The 19845-nt window shown below is 74.5% G+C and carries 16 protein-coding genes; 10 read left to right on the forward strand and 6 right to left on the reverse strand.

Going from position 1 to position 19845, the window contains the following annotated elements:
* Positions 1-27 precede the first annotated feature (27 nt).
* Entirely contained in the window at positions 28-1626 is a 1599-nt protein-coding gene (locus tag AMK13_RS03685; protein ID WP_079271791.1) for an alpha/beta fold hydrolase, read from the forward strand.
* A 194-nt stretch (positions 1627-1820) separates the two neighbouring features.
* The gene (locus tag AMK13_RS03690) at positions 1821-2585 is read left to right on the forward strand and encodes a hypothetical protein (protein ID WP_074001065.1); all 765 of its coding nucleotides are present in this window, start codon (positions 1821-1823) and stop codon (positions 2583-2585) included.
* Positions 2586-2878: 293 nt separating this feature from the next.
* On the opposite strand, the gene AMK13_RS03695 is transcribed toward AMK13_RS03690, so the two are convergent.
* Both AMK13_RS03695 and AMK13_RS03700 read right to left on the reverse strand, forming a co-directional pair.
* On the reverse strand, positions 2879-3400 hold the full coding sequence (locus AMK13_RS03695) for a cupin domain-containing protein (protein WP_049653577.1): 522 nt from the start codon (positions 3398-3400) through the stop codon (positions 2879-2881).
* Between the two features lie 127 nt (positions 3401-3527).
* Positions 3528-3992 (reverse strand): MarR family transcriptional regulator, encoded by a 465-nt coding sequence (locus tag AMK13_RS03700; protein ID WP_049653576.1) that lies wholly within the window; start codon positions 3990-3992, stop codon positions 3528-3530.
* Positions 3993-4117: 125 nt separating this feature from the next.
* Here AMK13_RS03700 and AMK13_RS03705 point away from each other — a divergent pair, with 125 nt between their 5' ends.
* Positions 4118-5626, forward strand: a complete 1509-nt coding sequence (locus tag AMK13_RS03705; protein WP_074001067.1) for an alpha/beta hydrolase — start codon at positions 4118-4120, stop codon at positions 5624-5626.
* 10 nt (positions 5627-5636) lie between these two features.
* On the opposite strand, the gene AMK13_RS03710 is transcribed toward AMK13_RS03705, so the two are convergent.
* A complete protein-coding gene (locus tag AMK13_RS03710; RefSeq protein ID WP_158077665.1) occupies positions 5637-6821 on the reverse strand; it encodes a helix-turn-helix domain-containing protein in 1185 nt (394 codons plus the stop codon).
* Between the two features lie 91 nt (positions 6822-6912).
* Here AMK13_RS03710 and AMK13_RS43330 point away from each other — a divergent pair, with 91 nt between their 5' ends.
* Positions 6913-7074 carry a hypothetical protein gene (locus AMK13_RS43330; RefSeq protein ID WP_158077666.1) on the forward strand — a complete coding sequence of 54 codons (162 nt, stop codon included), beginning with the start codon at positions 6913-6915 and terminating at the stop codon, positions 7072-7074.
* 92 nt (positions 7075-7166) lie between these two features.
* The gene (locus AMK13_RS03715) at positions 7167-7745 is read left to right on the forward strand and encodes a DUF6368 family protein (protein ID WP_074001074.1); all 579 of its coding nucleotides are present in this window, start codon (positions 7167-7169) and stop codon (positions 7743-7745) included.
* A gap of 175 nt (positions 7746-7920) precedes the next feature.
* Here the strand turns inward: AMK13_RS03715 and AMK13_RS03720 are convergent, their stop codons facing one another.
* Positions 7921-8802, reverse strand: a complete 882-nt coding sequence (locus tag AMK13_RS03720; protein ID WP_241852733.1) for a LysR family transcriptional regulator — start codon at positions 8800-8802, stop codon at positions 7921-7923.
* 71 nt (positions 8803-8873) lie between these two features.
* Here AMK13_RS03720 and AMK13_RS45715 point away from each other — a divergent pair, with 71 nt between their 5' ends.
* A complete protein-coding gene (locus AMK13_RS45715) occupies positions 8874-9677 on the forward strand; it encodes an NAD(P)-dependent oxidoreductase (protein ID WP_074001078.1) in 804 nt (267 codons plus the stop codon).
* A 90-nt stretch (positions 9678-9767) separates the two neighbouring features.
* Here the strand turns inward: AMK13_RS45715 and AMK13_RS03730 are convergent, their stop codons facing one another.
* Positions 9768-13058, reverse strand: coding sequence for an ALF repeat-containing protein (locus tag AMK13_RS03730; RefSeq protein ID WP_074001079.1), 3291 nt, complete (start codon positions 13056-13058; stop codon positions 9768-9770).
* Positions 13059-13538: 480 nt separating this feature from the next.
* Between AMK13_RS03730 and AMK13_RS03735 the strand changes: the two genes are divergently transcribed.
* From AMK13_RS03735 to AMK13_RS03750, 4 genes are all read left to right on the forward strand, one after another.
* Positions 13539-14096: a hypothetical protein gene (locus AMK13_RS03735; RefSeq protein WP_234348716.1), complete on the forward strand. Its 558-nt coding sequence runs from the start codon at positions 13539-13541 to the stop codon at positions 14094-14096.
* A 68-nt stretch (positions 14097-14164) separates the two neighbouring features.
* Entirely contained in the window at positions 14165-15985 is a 1821-nt protein-coding gene (locus tag AMK13_RS44500; protein WP_074001081.1) for a trypsin-like serine protease, read from the forward strand.
* Positions 15986-16074: 89 nt separating this feature from the next.
* Complete coding sequence (locus tag AMK13_RS43335) at positions 16075-17256, forward strand: RICIN domain-containing protein (RefSeq protein ID WP_074001082.1); 1182 nt, start codon at positions 16075-16077, stop codon at positions 17254-17256.
* Positions 17257-17347: 91 nt separating this feature from the next.
* A complete protein-coding gene (locus AMK13_RS03750; RefSeq protein WP_074001083.1) occupies positions 17348-19000 on the forward strand; it encodes a trypsin-like serine protease in 1653 nt (550 codons plus the stop codon).
* 26 nt (positions 19001-19026) lie between these two features.
* On the opposite strand, the gene AMK13_RS03755 is transcribed toward AMK13_RS03750, so the two are convergent.
* Positions 19027-19710, reverse strand: a complete 684-nt coding sequence (locus tag AMK13_RS03755; RefSeq protein WP_074001085.1) for a hypothetical protein — start codon at positions 19708-19710, stop codon at positions 19027-19029.
* Between the last annotated feature and the right edge of the window lie 135 nt (positions 19711-19845).

The raw sequence follows: 19845 nt of genomic DNA on the forward strand, positions 1-19845 counted from the left end.
CGGGCCCCGCACCGCCGAGGAGACGTCATGAGCGAACCACGCCCCCGCACCGCCGAGCCACACCGCACCGAACCACGCCCCGCCGGGCCGCGCGCCCGCCGCCGCACCCTCGCGGCCGGCCTCGCCCTCGCCGCCGCCCTGACCACGGCCGCCGCGACCGTCCCCGCCCAGGCCGCCACCGCCCAGGCGCTCGACAGCTACTACCAGCAGCGCCCCGACTGGCACAGCTGCGTCCAGGGCCCGGACGACCAGGTGGGCGCCGACCTCGAGAAGGCCGGCGCCCGCTGCGCGGAGGTCACCGTGCCGCTCGACTACGGCGACCCCGGCGGACGCACCGTCACCCTCGCGCTCTCCCGGATCAAGGCCACCGACACCCGCCACCGGATCGGCACGCTGCTGCTGAACGACGGCGGCCCCGGCAGTCCGACGCTCGGCGCGCCGACGAGGGTGCACGCCGCGTTGAAGGACACCGCCGCCCGCTTCGACATCGTCGGGCTGGACCAGCGTTTCGCCGGCCGCAGCGCCCCCCTCGACTGCGACTGGCCGATCGGCTACAACATCACCTCCGCCGGGACCACCCGGGCCTCCTTCGAGCGCCAGGTCGCCTTCCAGCGGGACCTCGCGGCCCGGTGCCGTTCGGCGGCCGGGGACCTGCTGCCGCACGCGAGCACCCGCGACGCGGCCCGGGACATGGACGTGGTGCGGGGCGCGCTCGGCGAGCGGCGGATCTCCTACCTCGGCCTCTCCTACGGCACCTACCTGGGCACGGTGTACTCCCAGATGTTCCCCGGCCGCTTCGACCGGGTGGTCCTGGACGGCGCGCTGGCCCCGGACCACGTCGGGCCGGAGCTGCTCCCCAACATGGTGCAGGCGAACGAGCGGGCTTTCGCCGACTGGGCGGACTGGGCGGCGCGGCGCAACGACACCTACGGGCTGGGCCGCACCCGCGAGGAGGTGGTCGCCGGGGTGCTGCGGACGGTCGGGGCGGCCTCGGCGCGCCCGCTCGTCCTCGGCACCGGCGCGGACGCCTTCGAACTCGACGACACCCGGGTGCCGCTGCTGGTGTTCGGGAACCTCCAGGGCGACTCCGACCCGGAACGGGCGGGCCTCGCCGAGCTGATGGCGGTGCTCGCCGAGGCCGCGGCGGGCCGGCCGGTCACCCCCTCGGCCGAGACCACCGCCCTGCTGCGCTTCCTGTTCACCCCGCAGGGCTCGCAGGCCGGCAGCGTCTCCCAGGCCATCCTGTGCGCGGACGGTGCGGCGCCGCGCGATCCCGAGGAGTACTGGCGCCGGATCGAACGCGACCGCGCCCGCTACCCGCTGTCCGGCCCGCTGCTCGACAACATCTCCCCGTGCGCCTTCCTGGACGCCCCGCGCGAGGCGCCCACCGAGGTGCGCCGCGACGCCCGGGCGCTGATCCTCTCCGCCACCGGCGACCCGCGCGCCCCCTACCGGGACGGCGTCGCCCTGCACGGGCTGCTGCCCAGCTCCCGGCTGCTGACCCTGCGGGGCGCCGACCAGCACGGGCTGTACGGGACGTACGGCAACGCGTGCGTGGACGACACGGTCAACGCCTACCTGGCGGGCGGGCGCCTGCCGGAGGCCGACGTGACCTGCACCAAGTAGCGGCAGCGTCCCGCCGCCGTCCGCACGCGGTCCGGGCGGCGGCGGACGGCGTGCATTCGCGCTCGCGCTCGTGCTCGCTCTCGGCAACGGCTCGGGCACGCTGGGGAGTTGAGTACGGGGGCAGATTGCGGGCCGCGGCGCGGGCGGGCCAGGGTGTGGACGCGGACGCGCGCGACCCGAGAGGATCCCTGCCGGTGAAGAAGCTGCTCAAGGACGTGGCGACGAGCCTCGTGTACCTCGTCGTCATGCTGGTGAACCCGCTCCTCAACGGCGTGCAGTCGCTGCGGGCGCACCACTGGCCGACCGAGCGGCGCAAGCTCAGGCTGATCGGTTCACCGACGGCGCGGGCGGCCCGGGCGGCGGAGCGGGAACGGATCCGGGCGCTGGTCGAGGCGCTGGGAGCGGTGGAGGGGGTCGAACACCTGCTGACCCAGGTGCTGGACCAGTCCACCCGCCCGTCCACCTACGGCCTGGACCACCCCCGGGACACCCTGCTGGTCTGCCGGATCCACGCCCGCGCCTACTTCGTCGTCCGGGAGGACGTCCTCGACGTCCTGGCGCGGATCGAGGCGGCGAACGTGGCCGACTGGCAGGCCAACGGGCAGGGGCCGGACCCGCACGGGAGCCTGGAGCACGCGCTGCGCTGGTACCGCGACGGCGGCGTCGACGCCAACGGCTGGCGGATGGACCCCCCTTGCCTGTCCAGCCCCGGCGCGAAGCTGACCTGGGACCGGCCCGGCATCCCGCCCCGGGACCCGATCCCGGCGGGCCCGTACCCCAACCGGCTCTTCGTGCTGGAGCAGACCCCGCCGGACGCGGACGCGGCACGACTGCTGGACGAGGCCCGTGCGGACGGGCGGGGCGTGGTCCTGGAGCTGGCCTTCGGCGCGGGCTGGGTCGACCACTGCCAGTACCACAAGGTGGCGCGCGGCGGCTTCGCGGGGCGCGGGCGGCTCTGAGCGGGGGGTGCCCGGTGGGGCCGGGGCGCCCGGACGGCCTCTCCGGGCCCGTCCGGGCGCCCTCACCCGCTCACCGGCTCACCCGTTCAGCCGCGTTTCAGCACTGGGGGCGGCGGCCGTGGTTGGCCCCGTGCTTGGCCCTGGCCTTCTTCTTGCGGCGGCGCTTCGACGACATGGCCACTCCTCTCGCAGCCGGGACTTCCGGTCTTCCACCGTTCCACACCCGGGCGGCCCCGGCCCGTCGAGCGCCCCGGCCCGTCGAGGACCCGGCCCGTCGAGCGGCCCCGCGGGTCTCAGGCGCCGTCGCCCGCCAGGGCCGCGCGCCAGGCGGGGCTGTCGACGTAGTGGTTGTCGAAGCGCTCGGACGAGGCCGCGATCGCCCCCGGCGCGGTCTCGCCGCGCATGACGCTGCCCAGCAGGCGCAGGTAGTCGAAGCGGTCCATGCCGGGCGCGAACACGCACAGCACGTCGGCCTCGGAGCCCGGGGCGGCGGCGAAGGCGTGCGGGGTGTGCGGGGGCACGGCCAGGAAGTCGCCCGCGCCCAGCACGGTGACCTCCTCGCCGACCAGCACCCGCAGCGAGCCGCCGATCACGAAGAACAGCTCCCAGGCCCGGGTGTGGAAGTGCGCGGGCGCCCCGGGGGCGCCGGCGGCGAAGGTGGAGCGGTAGACGGTGAAGCCGCCCTCGCCCGGGGCCGAGTCGGCGAGCAGCGTCATGGTGGAGCTCGGGTCGGCGCAGATCTCGGCCTCGGCGCAGCGGGTCAGCACGGGGGCGGCGGTGGTGGTGGCGGGGGCGGTGTTCTTCGTCGTCGTCATGTGACCAACCTATGGCCGGAAAGACCCACGATCAGGTGGCAATCAGCGACCGTTTCCATGGGTCAATTTCCTCCCGCCGACCCGCCTCCCCCGCGTCCTCGGCCTCCCCCGTACCGCCCGGGCGCCGTCAGTCGGGGAGGTTCCCGTTGCCGCCCAGGTTCGCCACCATCCGGCGCAGCACATTGATCGTGGTCACGAACTCCTCGGTGCCGATGCCCTCGTGGGCGCGTTCGCTGACCGCCAGGTTGCGCTCGCGGGCGCGCAGGCGGCCGGCCTCGCCCTCCTCGGTCAGGGTGAACGCCCCGTCGGCGTCCTCGGTCAGCCAGCCGCGGGCGATCAGGTCGTCGAAGACGGCGTCGAAGGCGGTGCCCTGGTCGTCGTACGGGGCGAGCCGCTCGGCCAGGGTCGTGCGGGTCCACCCGCCGGGCCGGCCGGCGGCGTGGTTGAGCGTCCACCAGTGCGGCTGGGTGAGGCCTTCCACCGCGAGCTGCACGCGCAGGCCGTCCACCACCAGGCGGCGGAAGAGCTCGCCGGTCCACGCCCCGATGGGCTGGGCGGCGATGGTCTGCGGTTCGTAGGTCTTGATCGTCATGTCCGGTGCTCCTTCACCTGTCCGTCAGGACACGACCGACCGTAGGACCTCAAGCCGCCTTGAGGTCAAGGCAGTTCCGGGACCCGGGGGCCTGCGCTGGTCAACTCCCTTCTAGGGTGGCCCACATGAAGACCGCACCGGCGCTCGCCGCCGCCCTCGCCCTGTCCGCGGCCGCCGTACTCGGCGCGGCCGCCCCCGCCTCCCCCGCGTCCTCGGCCTCCCCCGCCGCCGACCCGCTGGAGCGCTTCCACCGCCAGCCGCTCGCCTGGTCCGCCTGCCAGGAACCGCAGTTGGCCGCCGCCGGCGCCGAGTGCGCGGCCCTGACCGTCCCGCTGGACTACCGCGAGCCGCGGGGCCGCACCCTCTCCCTGGCCGTCTCCCGGATCCGCTCCGCCGACCCCGCCAAGCGCCGCGGGATACTCCAGACCAACCCCGGCGGGCCCGGCGAGCGCGGGCTGGACATGCCGGCCGCGCTGCGGGAGCAGCTGGCGCCCGGGACGGCGGCGGCCTACGACCTCGTCGGCATGGACCCCCGCGGGGTCGGCGCCGGCGGCCCCAACTGCGGCCTCACGCGCGGCACCTGGCTGCGCTCGACCGGCACCGGCCAGGCCGGCTTCGAGCAGGCCTGGCGCCTGGCCAAGGCCGACGCGGACGCCTGCTGGAGCAAGTACCCGGACCTGCTGCCCCACCTGACCACCCGCAACACCGCCCGGGACGTCGACGTGCTGCGCGCCGCGCTGGGCGAGCAGCGGACCTCCTTCTTCGGGCAGTCCTACGGCGCGATGCTGGGCGCGGTGTACGCGCAGCTGTTCCCCCGGCGCGTCGACCGGCTGGTGCTGGACAGCGCCCTCGACCCGGCGCGGTACGGCATCGGGGTGTTCCAGGACATGGGCGGCGCCAACGAGCGCGCCCTCGACGACTTCGCCGCCTGGGCCGCGCCGCGCGACGCCGCCCACCACCTGGGCGCCACCCCGGCGGCGGTGCGGTCCACCGTCGAGGGCCTGGTCCGCCGGGCCGAGGCGACGCCGATCGCCGTCGACGGCTACCGGCTCGACGGCGCCCTGCTGCCGGTCCTGCTCGCGGTCTTCCAGAGCGACGACCGCGACAGCGCCGAATACGCGGACGCGCTGCGCCAGTTGCTGGACGCCGCCGACGGCCGGCCGGTACAGGCGGGCCCGGCCCTGCACCAGCTGCTGACCATGCTCCTCGCCCCGGGCCCGGAGGCCGGCGCCGGCCTGTCGTCCACGGTCGCCATCGTGTGCGACGACGTGGCGATGCCGCGCACGGCCGCGTGGTACCGCGACGCCGTCGAACGCTCCCGCGCCGCCGAGCCGGTCTTCGGCCCGGTCTACAACGGCCCCGTCCCGTGCGCCTCCTGGCGCGGCGCCCCGCTGGAACCGCCGGTCGAGGTCCGCAACACCGTCCCGGCCCTCCAACTCCACGCCACCGGCGACACCCACGCCCCCTACCAGGGCGCCCTCGCCCTCCACACCCGCCTGCCCGGCTCCCGCCTGGTCACCGTCCCCGGCCGCGTCCACACCCTCACCCTCAACGGCTACAGCCCGTGCGCGAACGCGGCGGTGGACACCTACCTGTCGACGGGGGCGCTGCCGGCGGCGGACACCGTCTGCTGAGGAAGGGCGGCTACGGACTGGTCGCCCTCCACTCCTTCAGGGCGGCCAGTCCTTTCCGGAGGTCCTCGGCCCACACGTCGTCGATGTCCTCCGGGACCGCTCGCCGCTCCGCGACCATGGCCTTCCGCAGCGCCTGGTCCAGCTCGGAACTTCCATGTTCCACACAGGCCTTGTGAATCCGCACCAGGTGCTCGACCGGCGCGAACGAAGCCACCGCCGTCAGTACATCCGACCGCGCCTTGCTCTCGCGGCCCTCGCCGGAGAGCCAGTGGAAGAGGTCGACGGGCTTTCGCAACCGGGCAAGTGCTCGTTCGACACCGGTGCTGTCGTAGACGCGGCGCATGGCCTCGAACTCGGCGACGAGACGCATGACGTCCCGCACGGAGTAGCCGCACGCGATACGCTCGATGAGGCGGTCCGCGGCCGCGTCCTCGTCGGCGTCCCGCAGGCAGACGACCGCCGCACGGATCCCCGTCAGACCACCCGGGCCGCCCATCTCCCACAGCACCAGTTCGGTGTCTGTTGCGGACATGAGCTGGTCGAGGGCCGCAACATCCCTCTCACGGAGCCTGAGCACGGCCCCCGCCTGCCGGATCTGGTTCTCCAGCTGGGCGATGCGGTCCAGCGCCGCGTCCCGTTCCCCGGTCAGCATGCGGGCCTCCTCCCGGCTGCGGATGCCGAGGTTCTCCAACGCGGCCTCTGCGTCCTTCCGCCGCTTGCGCTCGTCTTCGAGCTCGTTCCGGAGGTCGGCCAGCTCCTGGACCGTCCGGGCACGGTGGCGACAGAGGTCCTCGTGGGCCGTGGCAAGCTCGAACTCCCGGGCCTGGAGCGGACTGCGGACGCGCGCCGCCGCGTACATGGCCGACCGGGTCCGCGCAAGCTCGTCGGCGTCGACCGGTACACCTTCGCGCTCGGCCACCAGAAGGTGGAGCCGGGCCGCGATCTCCCGGCGGGGCACCTCCCGGCCGTTGAGGAACTTCGACAGCCGAGTGCTGTCGATGCTGATCCCGTCCCCGCTCAGCCGGTCGGCCAACTCCTCCGAGGTAAGGCCGATCCGCTCTCGCAACTCGCGCAGGCGCTCCGCACAGAGCCGCTCCGGCTCCGACAGCCGCTCGTCCAGCGGGGCCAGCCCCCTCCGCACGGGCACCCCGTGCCGGTCTCCGTGTTGCACCCTCGGCAAGTTGCGCTCTCCCACCGCAAGTTCCGGTTGCGACCTGACGCAACCACCGTGCAGACCATTGTGATGGGCGCTGTACCGAGAAGTCGTCCCATCCACGGAGATCCCCATGCGCCGACAGCAGCGTTCCCGTCCCCCTCGCCCGTTCCTGGAGTTCCGCGTGGGCGGCTTCCGCCTGACCCTGCAGTCCCGGCCCCGCCACCCGGCCGTGCTGCTCCTCGGCGGCCCGGCGGTCAGCATCCTGACCGCCGTCCTCGCCGCGCGCCGTTAGGACGTGTCGCGTCAACGATCACGCATGTGCCTCCAGGAGTTGGTAGAACCGGGGCTGCCCGTGGCACCGGACCACGCGCGTCTGGAGGCATCGTGTCGGGACCGGCAGTCGGGCTGTGGCTCTTCGAACCTTGCTCCTTCGGGGACGTCCTGGCCGGAGTGGTCCCGTGGTTGGAGACCTTCTGCGAGCCGGTCAGGACCGAGGCCGGTGGCGATCTGGCCTTCCGGGTACGGGAGGCTTCGCCCTTGGGGCTGCGGGACTTTGATCCGGTCGGCGTCGGCGGCTTCGTCCTGTCGGAGGACGAGTACCTGCCGGCGGACGACGAGGACTACTCGGCCTTCCTGACGCCCCCGGTGCAGGGGCTGGTCCTGTGCGCCGACTGCTCCGGGCCGGAGAACCATCTGCTGCTCGGCCACCTCGCCCTCGCCATGGCCCGCCGTTTCGGCGCGCTGGTCGACTTCGACGGCGTCCTCGGCTGTCCCACTCCGCGTGATGGGACGCGCGGCGACGCGGACCTCGCCGGGGCGAGGGCACTGGTGGCATCCCTACCGGGGAAGGTGACAGAGGTCTCCTACGACACGGGCGGCGCCGGCCGCTGGTTCCGGCATGTCGGTGACGTGGAGTTCCTGGCCGCCTGGCTTCGGCATCCGGACTTCCACCTGGTCAAGTAGCGGGCCCGGCCCCTCTTGGGCGTCGGATCAGGTCGTGGAGTCCCGCGGCCGCAGCACCGGTGACGCGATCAGCACGCCGGCCCGGTGGCGGTCGGCCGGCACCGCCGTGCTCCGGCAGCAACGTCGCTGTTCGCGCCCAGGCCGTTGCCGGGCCGGCTCTCCCCGCCCTGTGCCGCTAACCGGCGCCCTCGCGCAGGAGGGCCGCGAAGGCCTCGGCCGCCGGGGGCACCCGCCGGCCGCGCCGCGTGACCGTGTAGACCTGCCGGACCGGGGTGTCGTCGGGGTGCAGGGGGATGAGGGCGATGCCGGGGCGGGTGACGCGGGCGGCGAGGGAGGGGATCAGGGTGATGCCCAACCCGGCGGCCACCAGGCCGAGTTTGGCGGTCCAGGCGGCGACGGTGTACTCGATGCGGGGCTGGAAGCCGCTGCGGACGCAGGCGGCGAGGAGGGTGGATTCGGCGTGGCGGCGGGCGGCGATCCAGGGTTCGTCGGCGAGTTCGGCCAGGCGCAGGCGGCGGCGCCTGGCGAGGCGGTGGCCGCGCGGGAGGGCGACGAGCACCGGGTCGTCCATGAGCGGACGGAAGTCGAACTGCTCGCCGGTGTCGGCGGGTTCGGTGTACGAGGCGACCAGGGCGAGGTCGATCGCGCCCTCGGCGAGCAGGTCCAGCAGGTGCGCCGCCAGTCCCTCGGTGAGGCTGATCGCCACGTCCGGGTGCGCGGCGCGGAAGGCGGCGAGGGCGCCGGGGACGAGGGCGGCGTTGGCGCTGTCGAAGGCGCCGACCCGCAGGCGTCCGGCGGTGAGTTCGGTGAGGGCGACGAGGTCGCGCCGGGTGGTGTCGAGCCGTTCCAGCATCGCCTCGGCGTGCGGCAGCAGCGCCCGGCCGTGCTCGGTGAGCCGCACCCCGCGTGCCAGCCGGTCGAACAGCGGTGTGCCCAACTCGGCTTCCAGGGTGGCGATCTGGCGGGAGATCGCGGACTGGGTGAAGCCCAGCCGCTCGCCGGCGGCGGTGAAGGAGCCCAGGTGGGCGACGGTGCGGAAGACGTCCAGCCAAGCCATGTCCATTCCGCATGACTACCATGCGGGACATTCGCTTGTCGCCTGGCTTGCGGCTGCCTAGCGTGGCGGCCATGGAGAAGATCGCTTTTCTGGGACTGGGCCGGATGGGCCTGCCGATGGCCCGCCGACTCGCCGGCGCCGGCTACCCGTTGACCGTCTGGAACCGCTCCCCCGGCCGCGCCGGTGACCTCACCGGGGCCGGGGCCACCGAGGCCACCACCCCGGCGGAGGCCGTGCGCGGCGCGGACGTCGTCGTCACCATGCTGTCCGACCCGGAGGCCGTCACCGAGCTGGCCGGACGGTTCACGGCCGACCTCGCCCCGGGCACCCTGTGGATCGACATGTCCTCGATCGGCCCGCGCGCCACCTCCGCCCTGCGCGCCGAACTGCCGGACGGCGTCGCCCTGGTGGACGCCCCGGTGATGGGCAGCACGGGCCCTGCGGCCACCGGCGACCTGACGGTCTTCGCGGGCGGCGAGGACGCCGACCTGGACCGCGCGCAGCCGGTCCTGGAGCACCTGGGCCGGGTACGGCGCTGCGGCGGCCCGGGCGCGGGCGCGGCACTGAAGGTGGTGGTGATCGGCGCGATCGTCGCCTCCGTCACCGTCCTGGGCGAAGTCCTGGCGGTGGCCGATGAGTTGGGCGTTCCGCAGGAGCAGGCGCGGGAGGTGCTGTCGGCCGGGCCGCTCGCGGGGGTGGCGGCCCGGGCGTTCGGCACGGGGTCGGACTTCCCGGTCCGCCTGGCTGCCAAGGACCTCGCCCTGGCGGGCGGCGGCCCGGTGCTGGCGGCGGCCCGCGAAGTGCTGCTGGCGCACCCGGAGATCGCCGAGCAGGACCTGTCGGCGGTGCCAGGGGCGCTGCGGCGCGGCCGGTAGGGCGAGGGCGGACGGCGGCCGGGCATCGACCGCCGCCCGGGTGCGCGGCGACGTGCGGCGGTGGCCGGAGCCACCGCCGCACGGCCCGCGTCACCACAAGCGCTTGATGCCGCGCATGAGTTTGGACCCCGAGCGGACGACGGCCTGTGTTCCCCTGTTCACCAGATCCTTCCCGCCTACCGAGAACTTCGCGATCTTGTCGATCGGCATGAAGGGCAGGAGGCTCTTCTCCCCGAACTTGAAGAGGGAAGCCCGGAACTCCTGGCTGGTCCACCCGTACCCGTAGCCGGTCAGCACGACGCTCACCCCGCTGGCGGCCACCGACGCCACGGTGAGGCCCGCCCAGGCGACCCGCCCGTAAGGGCCCGGGATGTACTTGGCCACTCCGGCCGCAATGCTCAGGTAATTGCTGACACTGTTGGCCAGCTTGGCATACTCACGGGCCGTGGCCCTGGAGTCGTCGCCGGAGTCGATGCCCGCCGAGATCGGCCCGATCGTGTCGTAGGCCGGGTTGTCGGCGGGATTGACGTTGTTCGCGGCGTTCTGCCGGGCCTGCTCCGCCGCCCTGGCCGCTTCCGCCGCCTGCTCCTGCTCGCGCTTGCGGGCCGCGATGTTCCCGGCCTCGTTGGCGGCCTGCCCTGCCTCCTCCGAGCTCTTGCCGGCCGCCAGCGCCGAGGCCCTGGCCTCGGCCGCCGACGCGGCGGCGTTGGCCGCCGAGGCCACCGCGCTGTGGGCCGACACGGCGGCCTGGTTCGCGGAGTAGTTGGCCTGCCGGCTCGCCAGCTTCGCCGTGACGGAGGCGGTATTGGCCTGCTGGGCGGAGGCCGCCGCGGCGGTGGCGGAAGCCGCGGCCTCGGCGGCCCGGTTGCGTGCCTCGTCCGCGTAGCCCTTGGCCTGCGAGGCCGACGCCCGGGCCCGGTCGGCCCACTGGCCAGCCTCCGCGGCGGCCGAGCGGGCCTGGGCCGCGACCGTGGACGCCTCGGCCGCGTCCTGATTCGCCTGCGCCGCGATCCGGGCGGCGCTCGCGATCAGCGCGCGGACCGCCGCCACGTGGGTGGCGGTGTCCTGGTCCTTCTGGGCCGCCCGGTACTGGCTCCGCGCGACGAAGTCGCTCTGCATCGAGTCCGGCCCGGCCATCGCGACCTGTCCGAGGGCCGCCACGGTGGGGCCGCCCTTGCCCATGACGGCGAGTACGGACACCCGGTCGTCCTCGGCCTTGGCCTGCCAGTAGGTGGTGGCCAGGAATTCGGTCAGGGCCTTCGAGGAGCCGTCGTTCAGGGCGGCGTTCCCGGCGTCGGTGACCGCCTTGCCCGCGTTGTTCATCAGCTTGAGGGTCCGGATCCGGTTGTCCTCGGCCTGGACGTCGTGGATGCCCTGGGTGAGGAAGGCCTCGATCTGTGCCGGACTGTCGGCGGCCAGCGCCCGCTGCGCCGCCTCCGCCAGGCCGGGGCCGCCGAGGGTGGAGAACACCAGGGTCTTCTCCCGGTCGTCCTGCCGCAGGGCCTTCGGGTACTGCGACACGGCCCAGCCGATCACGTCCTGGTCGGTGCCGGAGAGTGCGCCCTGGGCGGCCCGGCTGGTCCACGCGCCGCTGCTGGCCATCAGGTTGACGGCGGCCCGGCGGCCGGCGGCGGCCGCCGTCGCGGTGTCGACCGCCGGGTCGGCGGCCTTGGCGACGAGCTGCCGGGTGGCCTCGTCGACCGCTGCCGCCTGGGTCATGGCGGTCTCCCGCGACCGCTCCTCCTCCTGCTCGTCCTTGCGGAGCGTCGTGGCCTCCTCGACCCCGACCTTGGCGTCGGCCTCGAGCTCCTCCTGCTCGCTCTCCCGGGCGAGCACCTCGACCTTCTGCGCCACCGCCACGGCGTCGCCCGCCACCTTCGCGGCGGCCACGGCCGCGTTGGCGTGCTCGGTGGCCTTGTTCGCCCAGTCCTGGGCGTTGCCCGCCTGGTCGGCGGCCGCGTCCGCCGCCTTCGCGGCGTTCTCCGCGTGGGTGGCGGCCCCGTTGGCGGCCGCCTGCGCGTCCTTCGCGGCCGAAGCCGCGCGGGAGGCCAGCGAGTTGGCCCGCTTGGCGGCCGCGTCGGCGGAGGCGGAGGCGCTGCGGGCGAGTGCGGCCGCCTCCGAAGCCCGCCGGGACTGCGCCGTGGCCTGGCCGGCGGACACCCCGGCCGAACTCGCCGCGTCCGCAGCGTCCGCCGCGTTGCGCGCAGCGCTGGCCGCGGAGCTCGCGGAGAGCCCGGCCTGCGCGCCCGAGACGGCCGCGCTCGCGGCGGCGTCCGCGGCACTGCGGGCGCCGGCTGCCGCGTCCCGGGCGGCCTGCGCCGCGTTGCGGGCCGCCTGGGCCTGGCCGGCGTCCTGGCGGGCCGCCGAGGCGGCCTGGTAGGCACGCGTGGCGGCCTGACTCGCGGCCGCCGCGGCACTGGCCGCACCGCGGGCCGCGTTCGCCGCCGTCCGGGCCGCGGCCACCGCCGTGTTGGAGGCCTGGATCGCGGTCCGCGCGGCGTTGGCGGCGCCTTCCGCCGCCTCGGCCGCGCGGTTCGCGGCCCGACCGGCCTTCACCAGGTCGTTCTTGGCCGCCTCGGCTTCCACGGCGGCCTTCTGCGCGGCCTCCTTGGCCAGCCGGGAGGCCTCCTGCGCGCGCTCGCCCGCCGCCTTGGCCGCGTCGGTCTCGGCCTTGGCGCGCTTGCCGGCCTCCGTCGCGGCCTCGACCAGCTGGCTGATCGTCAGAGTCTCCTGGTCACGGGCGCGGGCCAGCTCCAGCCCGCTGTCCAGGAAGTCGGTGATGTCCTCGGCCGTCCCGGTCAGGGCCCGCTGCGCGAGCCTCTGCGCCTCGGGGCCGCCGGTCGCCAGGACCTTGGTGACCTGGACCCGCTGGTCCTCCTCCCGGGCCCGGGCGAGGCCCTCGCCGAGGAAGTCCGTCAACGCCTTGGCGGAACCGTCGTCGAGCGCCTTCTGCGCCGCATCCTGGACGGCGCGGCCGCCCGTGCCGATGGCGGCCAGGGCGGCCGCGCGCCGGTCCTCCTGCAGCGGCGCCCGGAAGCCGGTCAGCACGAAGTCGTGCAGCTGCGCGTCCGTGCCGTTCAGCGCCTGCTGCGCCGCGGCCCGCACGCCGGTGTCGGCGAAGGCGAGCATCTTCAGGACCGCGAGGCGCTCGTCCTCGGTGGTCGCCCGCTGCAGGCCGGCGGCCAGGAAGTCGCTGATCTGGGCATCGCCGCCGACCAGCGCGGCGGCCGCCGCGTCCTTGACCGCCGACCCGCCGGCCGCCCACGCCTCGACCACCTGGGTGCGCGCGCCCGCGGGCAGCGGCGCCGGCCCGGGATCGGCGGGGACCGCCGCCGCCACCGTCGTGCCGAAGACCGCCATGGCCAGCGACAGCGCCGTCACCGCGGTCAGCCGGGCGCGTCGGAGACGCTTAGGCGGGAATGTGATCCCGGATAATTTATCGACCATTTCTCCTCAATTCCTTGAGTGCTTTTCGACTGGAATTCCAGGCATTTTCGGAACCGTCTACAACAACCTGTCAAACTGTCGCACAGGTCGTGAACCCACGGGTCCGATACCGAATTCACGAGCCATGCCACGGATCGAGCACGCTGGGACGTCGAGTGGAAGAAACAGCTGGTCAGAGGCACTTTGAGGGGGCCCCAAGGCCGGGCTACCGGTTTCCGAAGGGGATCGCCGCAGGCCGCTCGGTCCGCAATATTGGCTCGAACCCGACCCTTTTACGGAACTCGGCGACCGTGATACCAATAGGCCTCCGACCCGATGGCGAAGCGCCCTGCGCAGGCCCGGGTCGGCGCATCGTTTACTTCGATCACACCATTCCCTTGCCCGTGGAATTCCGAACGAGGAGGCCCCACCAGCATGAAGCCTTTGATTCGCTGCCTGACCGTCGGTGCCGTCGCCGGTGCCGTCGCCCTGACGGGTCTGACCACGGTCGGCGCCGCCCCTGTGCCCGCCGGAACCGTGAGCGCCGCCGGGGCCGGTACCACCACCGCCGGGGCCGTCACCGCGGACGACACCCCGCCGCCGGCCGTCGAGGACTTCGCGTACCCGGAGGCCGACAGGATCTTCAAGGAGCGCGGCATCAAGCTGAAGAGCGGCGACGGCCACATCCTGCTCGCCACCTGCGACAGCCGCCCCGGCCTGCTCGAAGTGAACGCCCGGGGCATGTCGACCACGGACCCGGTCGGCCACGGCCGGTTCTGCTTCCAGGTCACCGGCGCGACCGGCCGCCTGAGCCTCGAACTCCCCTCCGTCTACGGCGCCAAGGGCAACGACTACGCCGTACGCGTCGACATGCAGACGGGCACCGAGGCCAAGTCCTTCGACGTGCAGAAGAACAAGTGGACGCCGGTCGGGGAGACCGCCGACCCGCAGGAGCGCGTGTTCACCCTGCTGGAGATCACCGCCACAGCGTGACCCCCGGTCCGCGCTTCCCCGGCGCTACCGCCACCGCCACCGCCCGGCAGACGAAGGAAAGCCACCTCATGGTTCGCTCACGCCCACGCTCCGCATGGACGGCCGGGACGGTCACCGCCGCCGCCCTCGCCGGCACCCTGTTGTCCGGCACGCCAGCCCCCGCCGTCAGCGGCGACACCGCGCCCGCCGGCTCCTACGCCTTCACCGCCAAGCTGGACATCGGCAACGGCCAGCGCGCCTGCACCGGCGCCCTGGTCGACCCGTACTGGATCGTCACCGCCGCCGCCTGCTTCGCCGACAACCCCGCCCAGCCGACGACCGTCCCCGCCGGCCCGCCGGCCCTCAAGGCCACCGCCACCATCGGCCGCACCGACCTCACCACCACGACCGGCCAGGTCCGCGAGATCGCCGAGCTCGTCCCCCGCACCGACCGCGACCTCGTCCTGGCCCGGCTCGCCACCCCCGTCACCGACATCACCCCGCTCGTCGTGGCCACCACCGCCCCCGCCGCCGGTGAGGACCTGCTGGTGACGGGCTACGGCCGCACCAAGGCCGAGTGGGTGCCCGACAAGCTCCACAGCGCCGCCTTCACCGTCGGCGCCGGCGACCCGACCGGTCTCGCCATCGCCGCCAAGGCCCCCGCGGACGCCGCCGTCTGCAAGGGCGACACCGGCGGCCCCGCCCTGCGCAAGGTCGGCGACCACTACGAACTCGCCGCCCTCAACAGCCGCTCCTGGCAGAACGGTTGCCTCGGTGCCGCCCCGACCACGCACACCGGCGCGTACGAGACCCGGGTCGACGACCTCGGGGGCTGGATCCAGCAGGCCGTCTCCGCCTGGTCCGCCGTGGTCGCCGCCCGTTCCGGGGGCCGCAGCACCGTCTACAACCCGGACACCAGGACCGCCGAGACCTTCGCCCTGCGCAGCGACGGCGCCATGATCCACGCCTACAACACCAACGGCGAGGGCTGGTCCGGCTGGTACGTCCTCGGCGACGGCGCGCGGTTCACCGGTTCCCCGGCCGTCGTCCACAACCCGGTCACCAACACGCTCGACGTGTTCGCCACCGGCACCGACGGGTCCGTCTACCGGGCGACGTGGAGCCGCGCCACCGGCTGGGGACCGTGGATCATGACCGCCGACTGGAAGTTCCGCGGCTCCCCCACCGCCGTCTACAACCCGGACACCCGGACCGCCGAGGTCTTCGCCCTGCGCGCCGACGGCGTCATGGCCCACCTCTACAACACCGAAGGGGCGGGCTGGCACGGCTGGTTCACCCTCAACCCCGGAGGCGCCTTCGTCGGCGTACCGGCCGTCCTGCACAACCCGGTCACCAACACCCTCGACGTGTTCGCCACCGGCACCGACGGGTCCATCTACCGGGCGACGTGGAACCGGGCCGGCGGCTGGACACCGTGGATCATGACCGGCACCTGGAAGTTCCGCGGCGTCCCCACCACCGTCTACAACCCGGACACCCGGACCGCCGAGGTCTTCGCCCTGACCACCGACGGCACCATGGCCCACCTCTACAACACCAACGGCGAGGGCTGGTCCGGCTGGTACGTGATCGGCCCCAGCGACTGGAAGTTCGCCGGCACCCCCGCCATCCTCCACAACCCGGCCGCCAACACCCTCGACCTGTTCGCCACCGGCACCGACGCCTCCATGTACCGGGCGACGTGGAGCCGCGCCGGCGGCTGGTCGGCCTGGACCATGACCGGCAGCTGGAAGTTCGGCGGCTCCCCCGCCGCGGTCTACAACCCGGACACCCGGACCGCCGAGGTCTTCGGCCAGGGCACCGACGGCGTCATGGCCCATGCCACCAAGGCCGGCGACGGGGCCTGGTCCGGCTGGTCCGTCGTCGGCCAGATCCCCACGACGGGCTGACCGCACCGACTCGTGCCGTCCCCGGCGAACGCCCGGTACGGCGGCCCCGCCCGGCGGACCGTCGCCCGCTGACCCGAAGAGGAATCCCCATGCCCCGCAAGACCCCGTCCCGCTCCTGGCGGACCGGCGTACTGGCCGCGGCCACCGCCGCCGGCGTGCTGGGCACCTGCACCCCGGCCGGCGCCGTGGTCGGCGACGCCGCGCCCGCCGGTTCCTACGCCTTCACCGCCAAGCTGGACATCGGCGACGGCAAGCGCTCCTGCACGGGCGCGCTCGTCGACCCGTTCTGGGTCGTCACCGCCGCCGCCTGCTTCGCCGACGACCCCGCCCGGCCGACGACCGTCCCGGCCGGCCCGCCCGCGCTCAGGACGACCGTCACTGTCGGCCGCACCGACCTCGGCACCACGGCGGGCCAGGTCCGGGACGTCGTCGACCTGGTCCCCCGCGCCGACCGCGACCTGGTCATGCTGCGCCTGGTCAACCCGGTCATCGACGTCGACCCGCTCGCCGTGGCCACCACCGCACCCACCCCGGGCGAGGAGCTGCGGGTGACGGGCTACGGCCGCACCAGGGCCGAGTGGGTGCCCGACAAGCTCCACAGCGCCGCCTTCACCGTCGGCGCCGTCGACCCGACCGGCCTCGCCATCGCCGCCAAGGCCCCCGCGGACGCCGCCGTCTGCAAGGGCGACACCGGCGGCCCCGCCCTGCGCAAGGTCGGCGACCGCTACGAACTCGCCGCCGTCAACAGCCGCTCCTGGCAGAACGGTTGCCTCGGCGCCGCCCCGACCACGCACACCGGCGCGTACGAGACCCGCACCGACGACCTCGGGAGCTGGATCCAGCAGACCGCCGCCCTCGACTGGACGACCCCGCTCGTCAACACCAACAGCGGCAAGTGCCTGGAGATCGACGACTCCCTCCTGACCGACGGCGCCCGCGCCCAGCAGTGGACCTGCCACGGCCTGCCCACCGCCCGCTGGACCTTCCACTGGGCCGACGACGCCTGGGAGGTGCGCAACGCCAACAGCGGCAAGGCCCTGGAGATCGAGAACTCCCTCCTGGCCGAGGGCGCCCCCGCCCAGCAGTGGACCTTCCACGGCCTCCCCACCCAGAAGTGGGACCTCGTCAAGGCCGCCGGCGGCTACGCCCTCAGGAACCGCAACAGCGGCAAGGCCCTGGAGATCGACGACTCGCTCACGACCGACGGCGCCCGCGCCCAGCAGTGGACCTTCTACGACCTCCCCACCCAGAAGTGGGCCTTCTCGTACTGACCCCCGGGAACGACCCGGAACCTGCGCCCAGAACCCGAGCCCGGAACCCGGAAGCGCCCCGGGCCCGGAACCGACCCGAAGAGGAATCCCCATGCCCCGCAAGACCCCGTCCCGCTCCTGGCGCACCGGCGTACTCGCCGCGGCCACCGCCGCCGGCGTGCTGGGCACCTGCGCGCCGGCCGGCGCCGTGGTCGGTGACGCCGCCGCCGACGGCTCCTACGCCTACACCGCCCGCCTGGCGATCGGCGACGGCCTGCGCACCTGCACCGGCGCCCTGGTGGACCGCAACTGGGTGCTCACCGCGGCCTCCTGCTTCGCCGACGACCCGGCGCAGCCGCAGGCCCCGGCCGCCGGTGCGCCGAAGTGGAAGACCACCGCCACCGTCGGCCGCACCGACCTGACCACCTCCGGCGGCAAGACCTCCGAGGTCTCCGAGCTGGTGCCGTACCAGGGCCGTGACCTGGTCATGGCCCGCCTCGCGACGCCCGTCGACGGCATCGCCCCGATCGCGGCCGCCTCCACCGCCCCCGCCGCCGGGCAGCCGCTGCGGGTGCCCGGGTACGGGCGCACCAGGGACGAGTGGGCGCCGCTGAAGCTGCACACCGGCGCGTTCTCGCTCGACACGGTGGGCGCGACGGGCCTCGGCGTCACCGGCACGGGCGGCGCGGCGGTCTGCAAGGGCGACACCGGCGCCCCGGTGGTCCGCGAGACGGGCGGCAGGGCCGAGCTGGTCGCCGTCGCCTCCCGCTCCTGGCAGGGCGGCTGCCTGGGCGCCCCCGCCGGCGAGACCCGCACCGGCGCGTACGGCGCCCGGGTCGACGACGTCTCCGGCTGGGTCCAGCAGGTACGGGCCAGGTCCTGGGGCTGGAAGACCCGGGCCCTGGTGCGCGGCGACGCCGACCTGTACCTCACGACCCGTCTCTACGACGGTTCGTGGACGCCGTACGAGGACGTCCAGGCGGCGGCCGGGAACATCGGCGGTGTGCGCGCCGTCTCCTCGGTCGGCATCGACGGCGACACCCACGTCCTCGCGCTCGGCGGTGACGGGCACCTGCACTACGCCGTCCACAACCTGGACGGCGGCTGGGGCCAGAAGTTCGTCGACCTCAACACCACCGTCGCCGACCTCGGCGGCATCACCCAGGTCTCCATCGCCAACGTGGACGGCGCCCTGCACATCGTCGTCGTGGCGAACGGGCGGCTCCTGCACAGCAGCCGCCCCGCGAACGGCCGGTGGAGCGTCTTCGGGGTGGTCACCGACGAGACCGGGCCGCTCACCGGCATCACGTCGATCGCCACCGCCGGCGTCCGCGGCGGGGAGCTGCACATCGCCGCCGTGTCCGGGGGGAAGGTCTCCCACACCCGTCGCTTCGCCTCCGGGGCCTGGTCCTCCTGGACGTCGGTCGCCGGGGCCGCCGGGGCCACCGCGCCGGTGACCGGCGTCGCCGTCACCCCGCAGGACAGGGACCTCGACGTCGCCGTCGTCACGAGCGGCGGGCAGTACCACACCGTGCGCTACGCGAACGGAAGTTGGCGGCCGTTCGACTCCCTCGCCGGCGCCGCCGGGACCAGCGTCAGCGCCGCGCCCGTCGACACCGACGCCCGGTTCGCCGTCGCCACCGCCGACAACAGGGTGCTGCTGACCTCCCGTCACGGCGACGGCACCTGGACCGCCCCGGAGTACCTCGACCTCACCGCCGTGCCCGGCAACCACACCGGCACCTCGATCAGCGCCTCCCTCTGATCACCGCACCCGTCCGGCGGGTGTGCTCAGAGCAGCGCCAGCACCACCGCGAGGGCGGCGGCGGCCAGCCAGGCCGCCGCCGCCACGACCATCGCCAGGCCCCACGGCCAGTGCTGGGACAGCATCAGCGCGCCGCCGAACCCGGTGGCGAGGAACAGTGAGATCGCGGTTCCCAGCGGGACCCGCCAGTCGCCCTCGCTCTGGAACGTCCCGGTCAGGCCGCGGACCAGCAACGTCGTGCCCGCGCCGACCAGCAGCGCGACCCCGGTCATGGCGAGCCACGGGGTGCTCGGCGGCTCGGTGCGGCGGCCCTGGTAGGCGATGTCGGCGACCCGGCCGTGCCAGAGCCTCAGCTCGACCACGGAGCCGACGTCCACGGCGTCGTAGAACGACTCCCTGACCGGGTAGGTGTCGCTCGGCCCGTTCTCCCGCGCCACCGCGATCCCGTACGAGGTCGAGTCGTTGCCCGGGTCCGCCCACTTCCTCGTCACCCGGCCGCTCTCCGAGCGCAGGCAGTCCTCCTGCGGCCCGGCGGCCCGGGCCCCGCAGGCGGGTGCGTCGAGGTAGGCGCCGCGGGCGTCGTACGCTGCGTCGAACCGGACGAAGCCGATCGCCACAACCGCCAGTCCCAGCAGGGCGAGCAGGCCGCGCAGCAGCAGCGCGCCGGCCGCCCGTCCGCGCCCGCCCCGCAGGCCGTCCGTCTTCCCCATGGGTCCCCTCCCGCCCGTCGGACCAGGTCATTGTGCCCTCGGGGCGGCGCGGGGGCCATCGGTGTCTCCGCACCCCGCGCGTCAACCCCGGCCATGCGGGTTCGCCCGATCGGGGGGCGCGCGCCCGGTGCGCGC

It is taken from the genome of Streptomyces sp. CB02056 (assembly GCF_001905545.1).
GTDB lineage: Bacteria > Actinomycetota > Actinomycetes > Streptomycetales > Streptomycetaceae > Kitasatospora.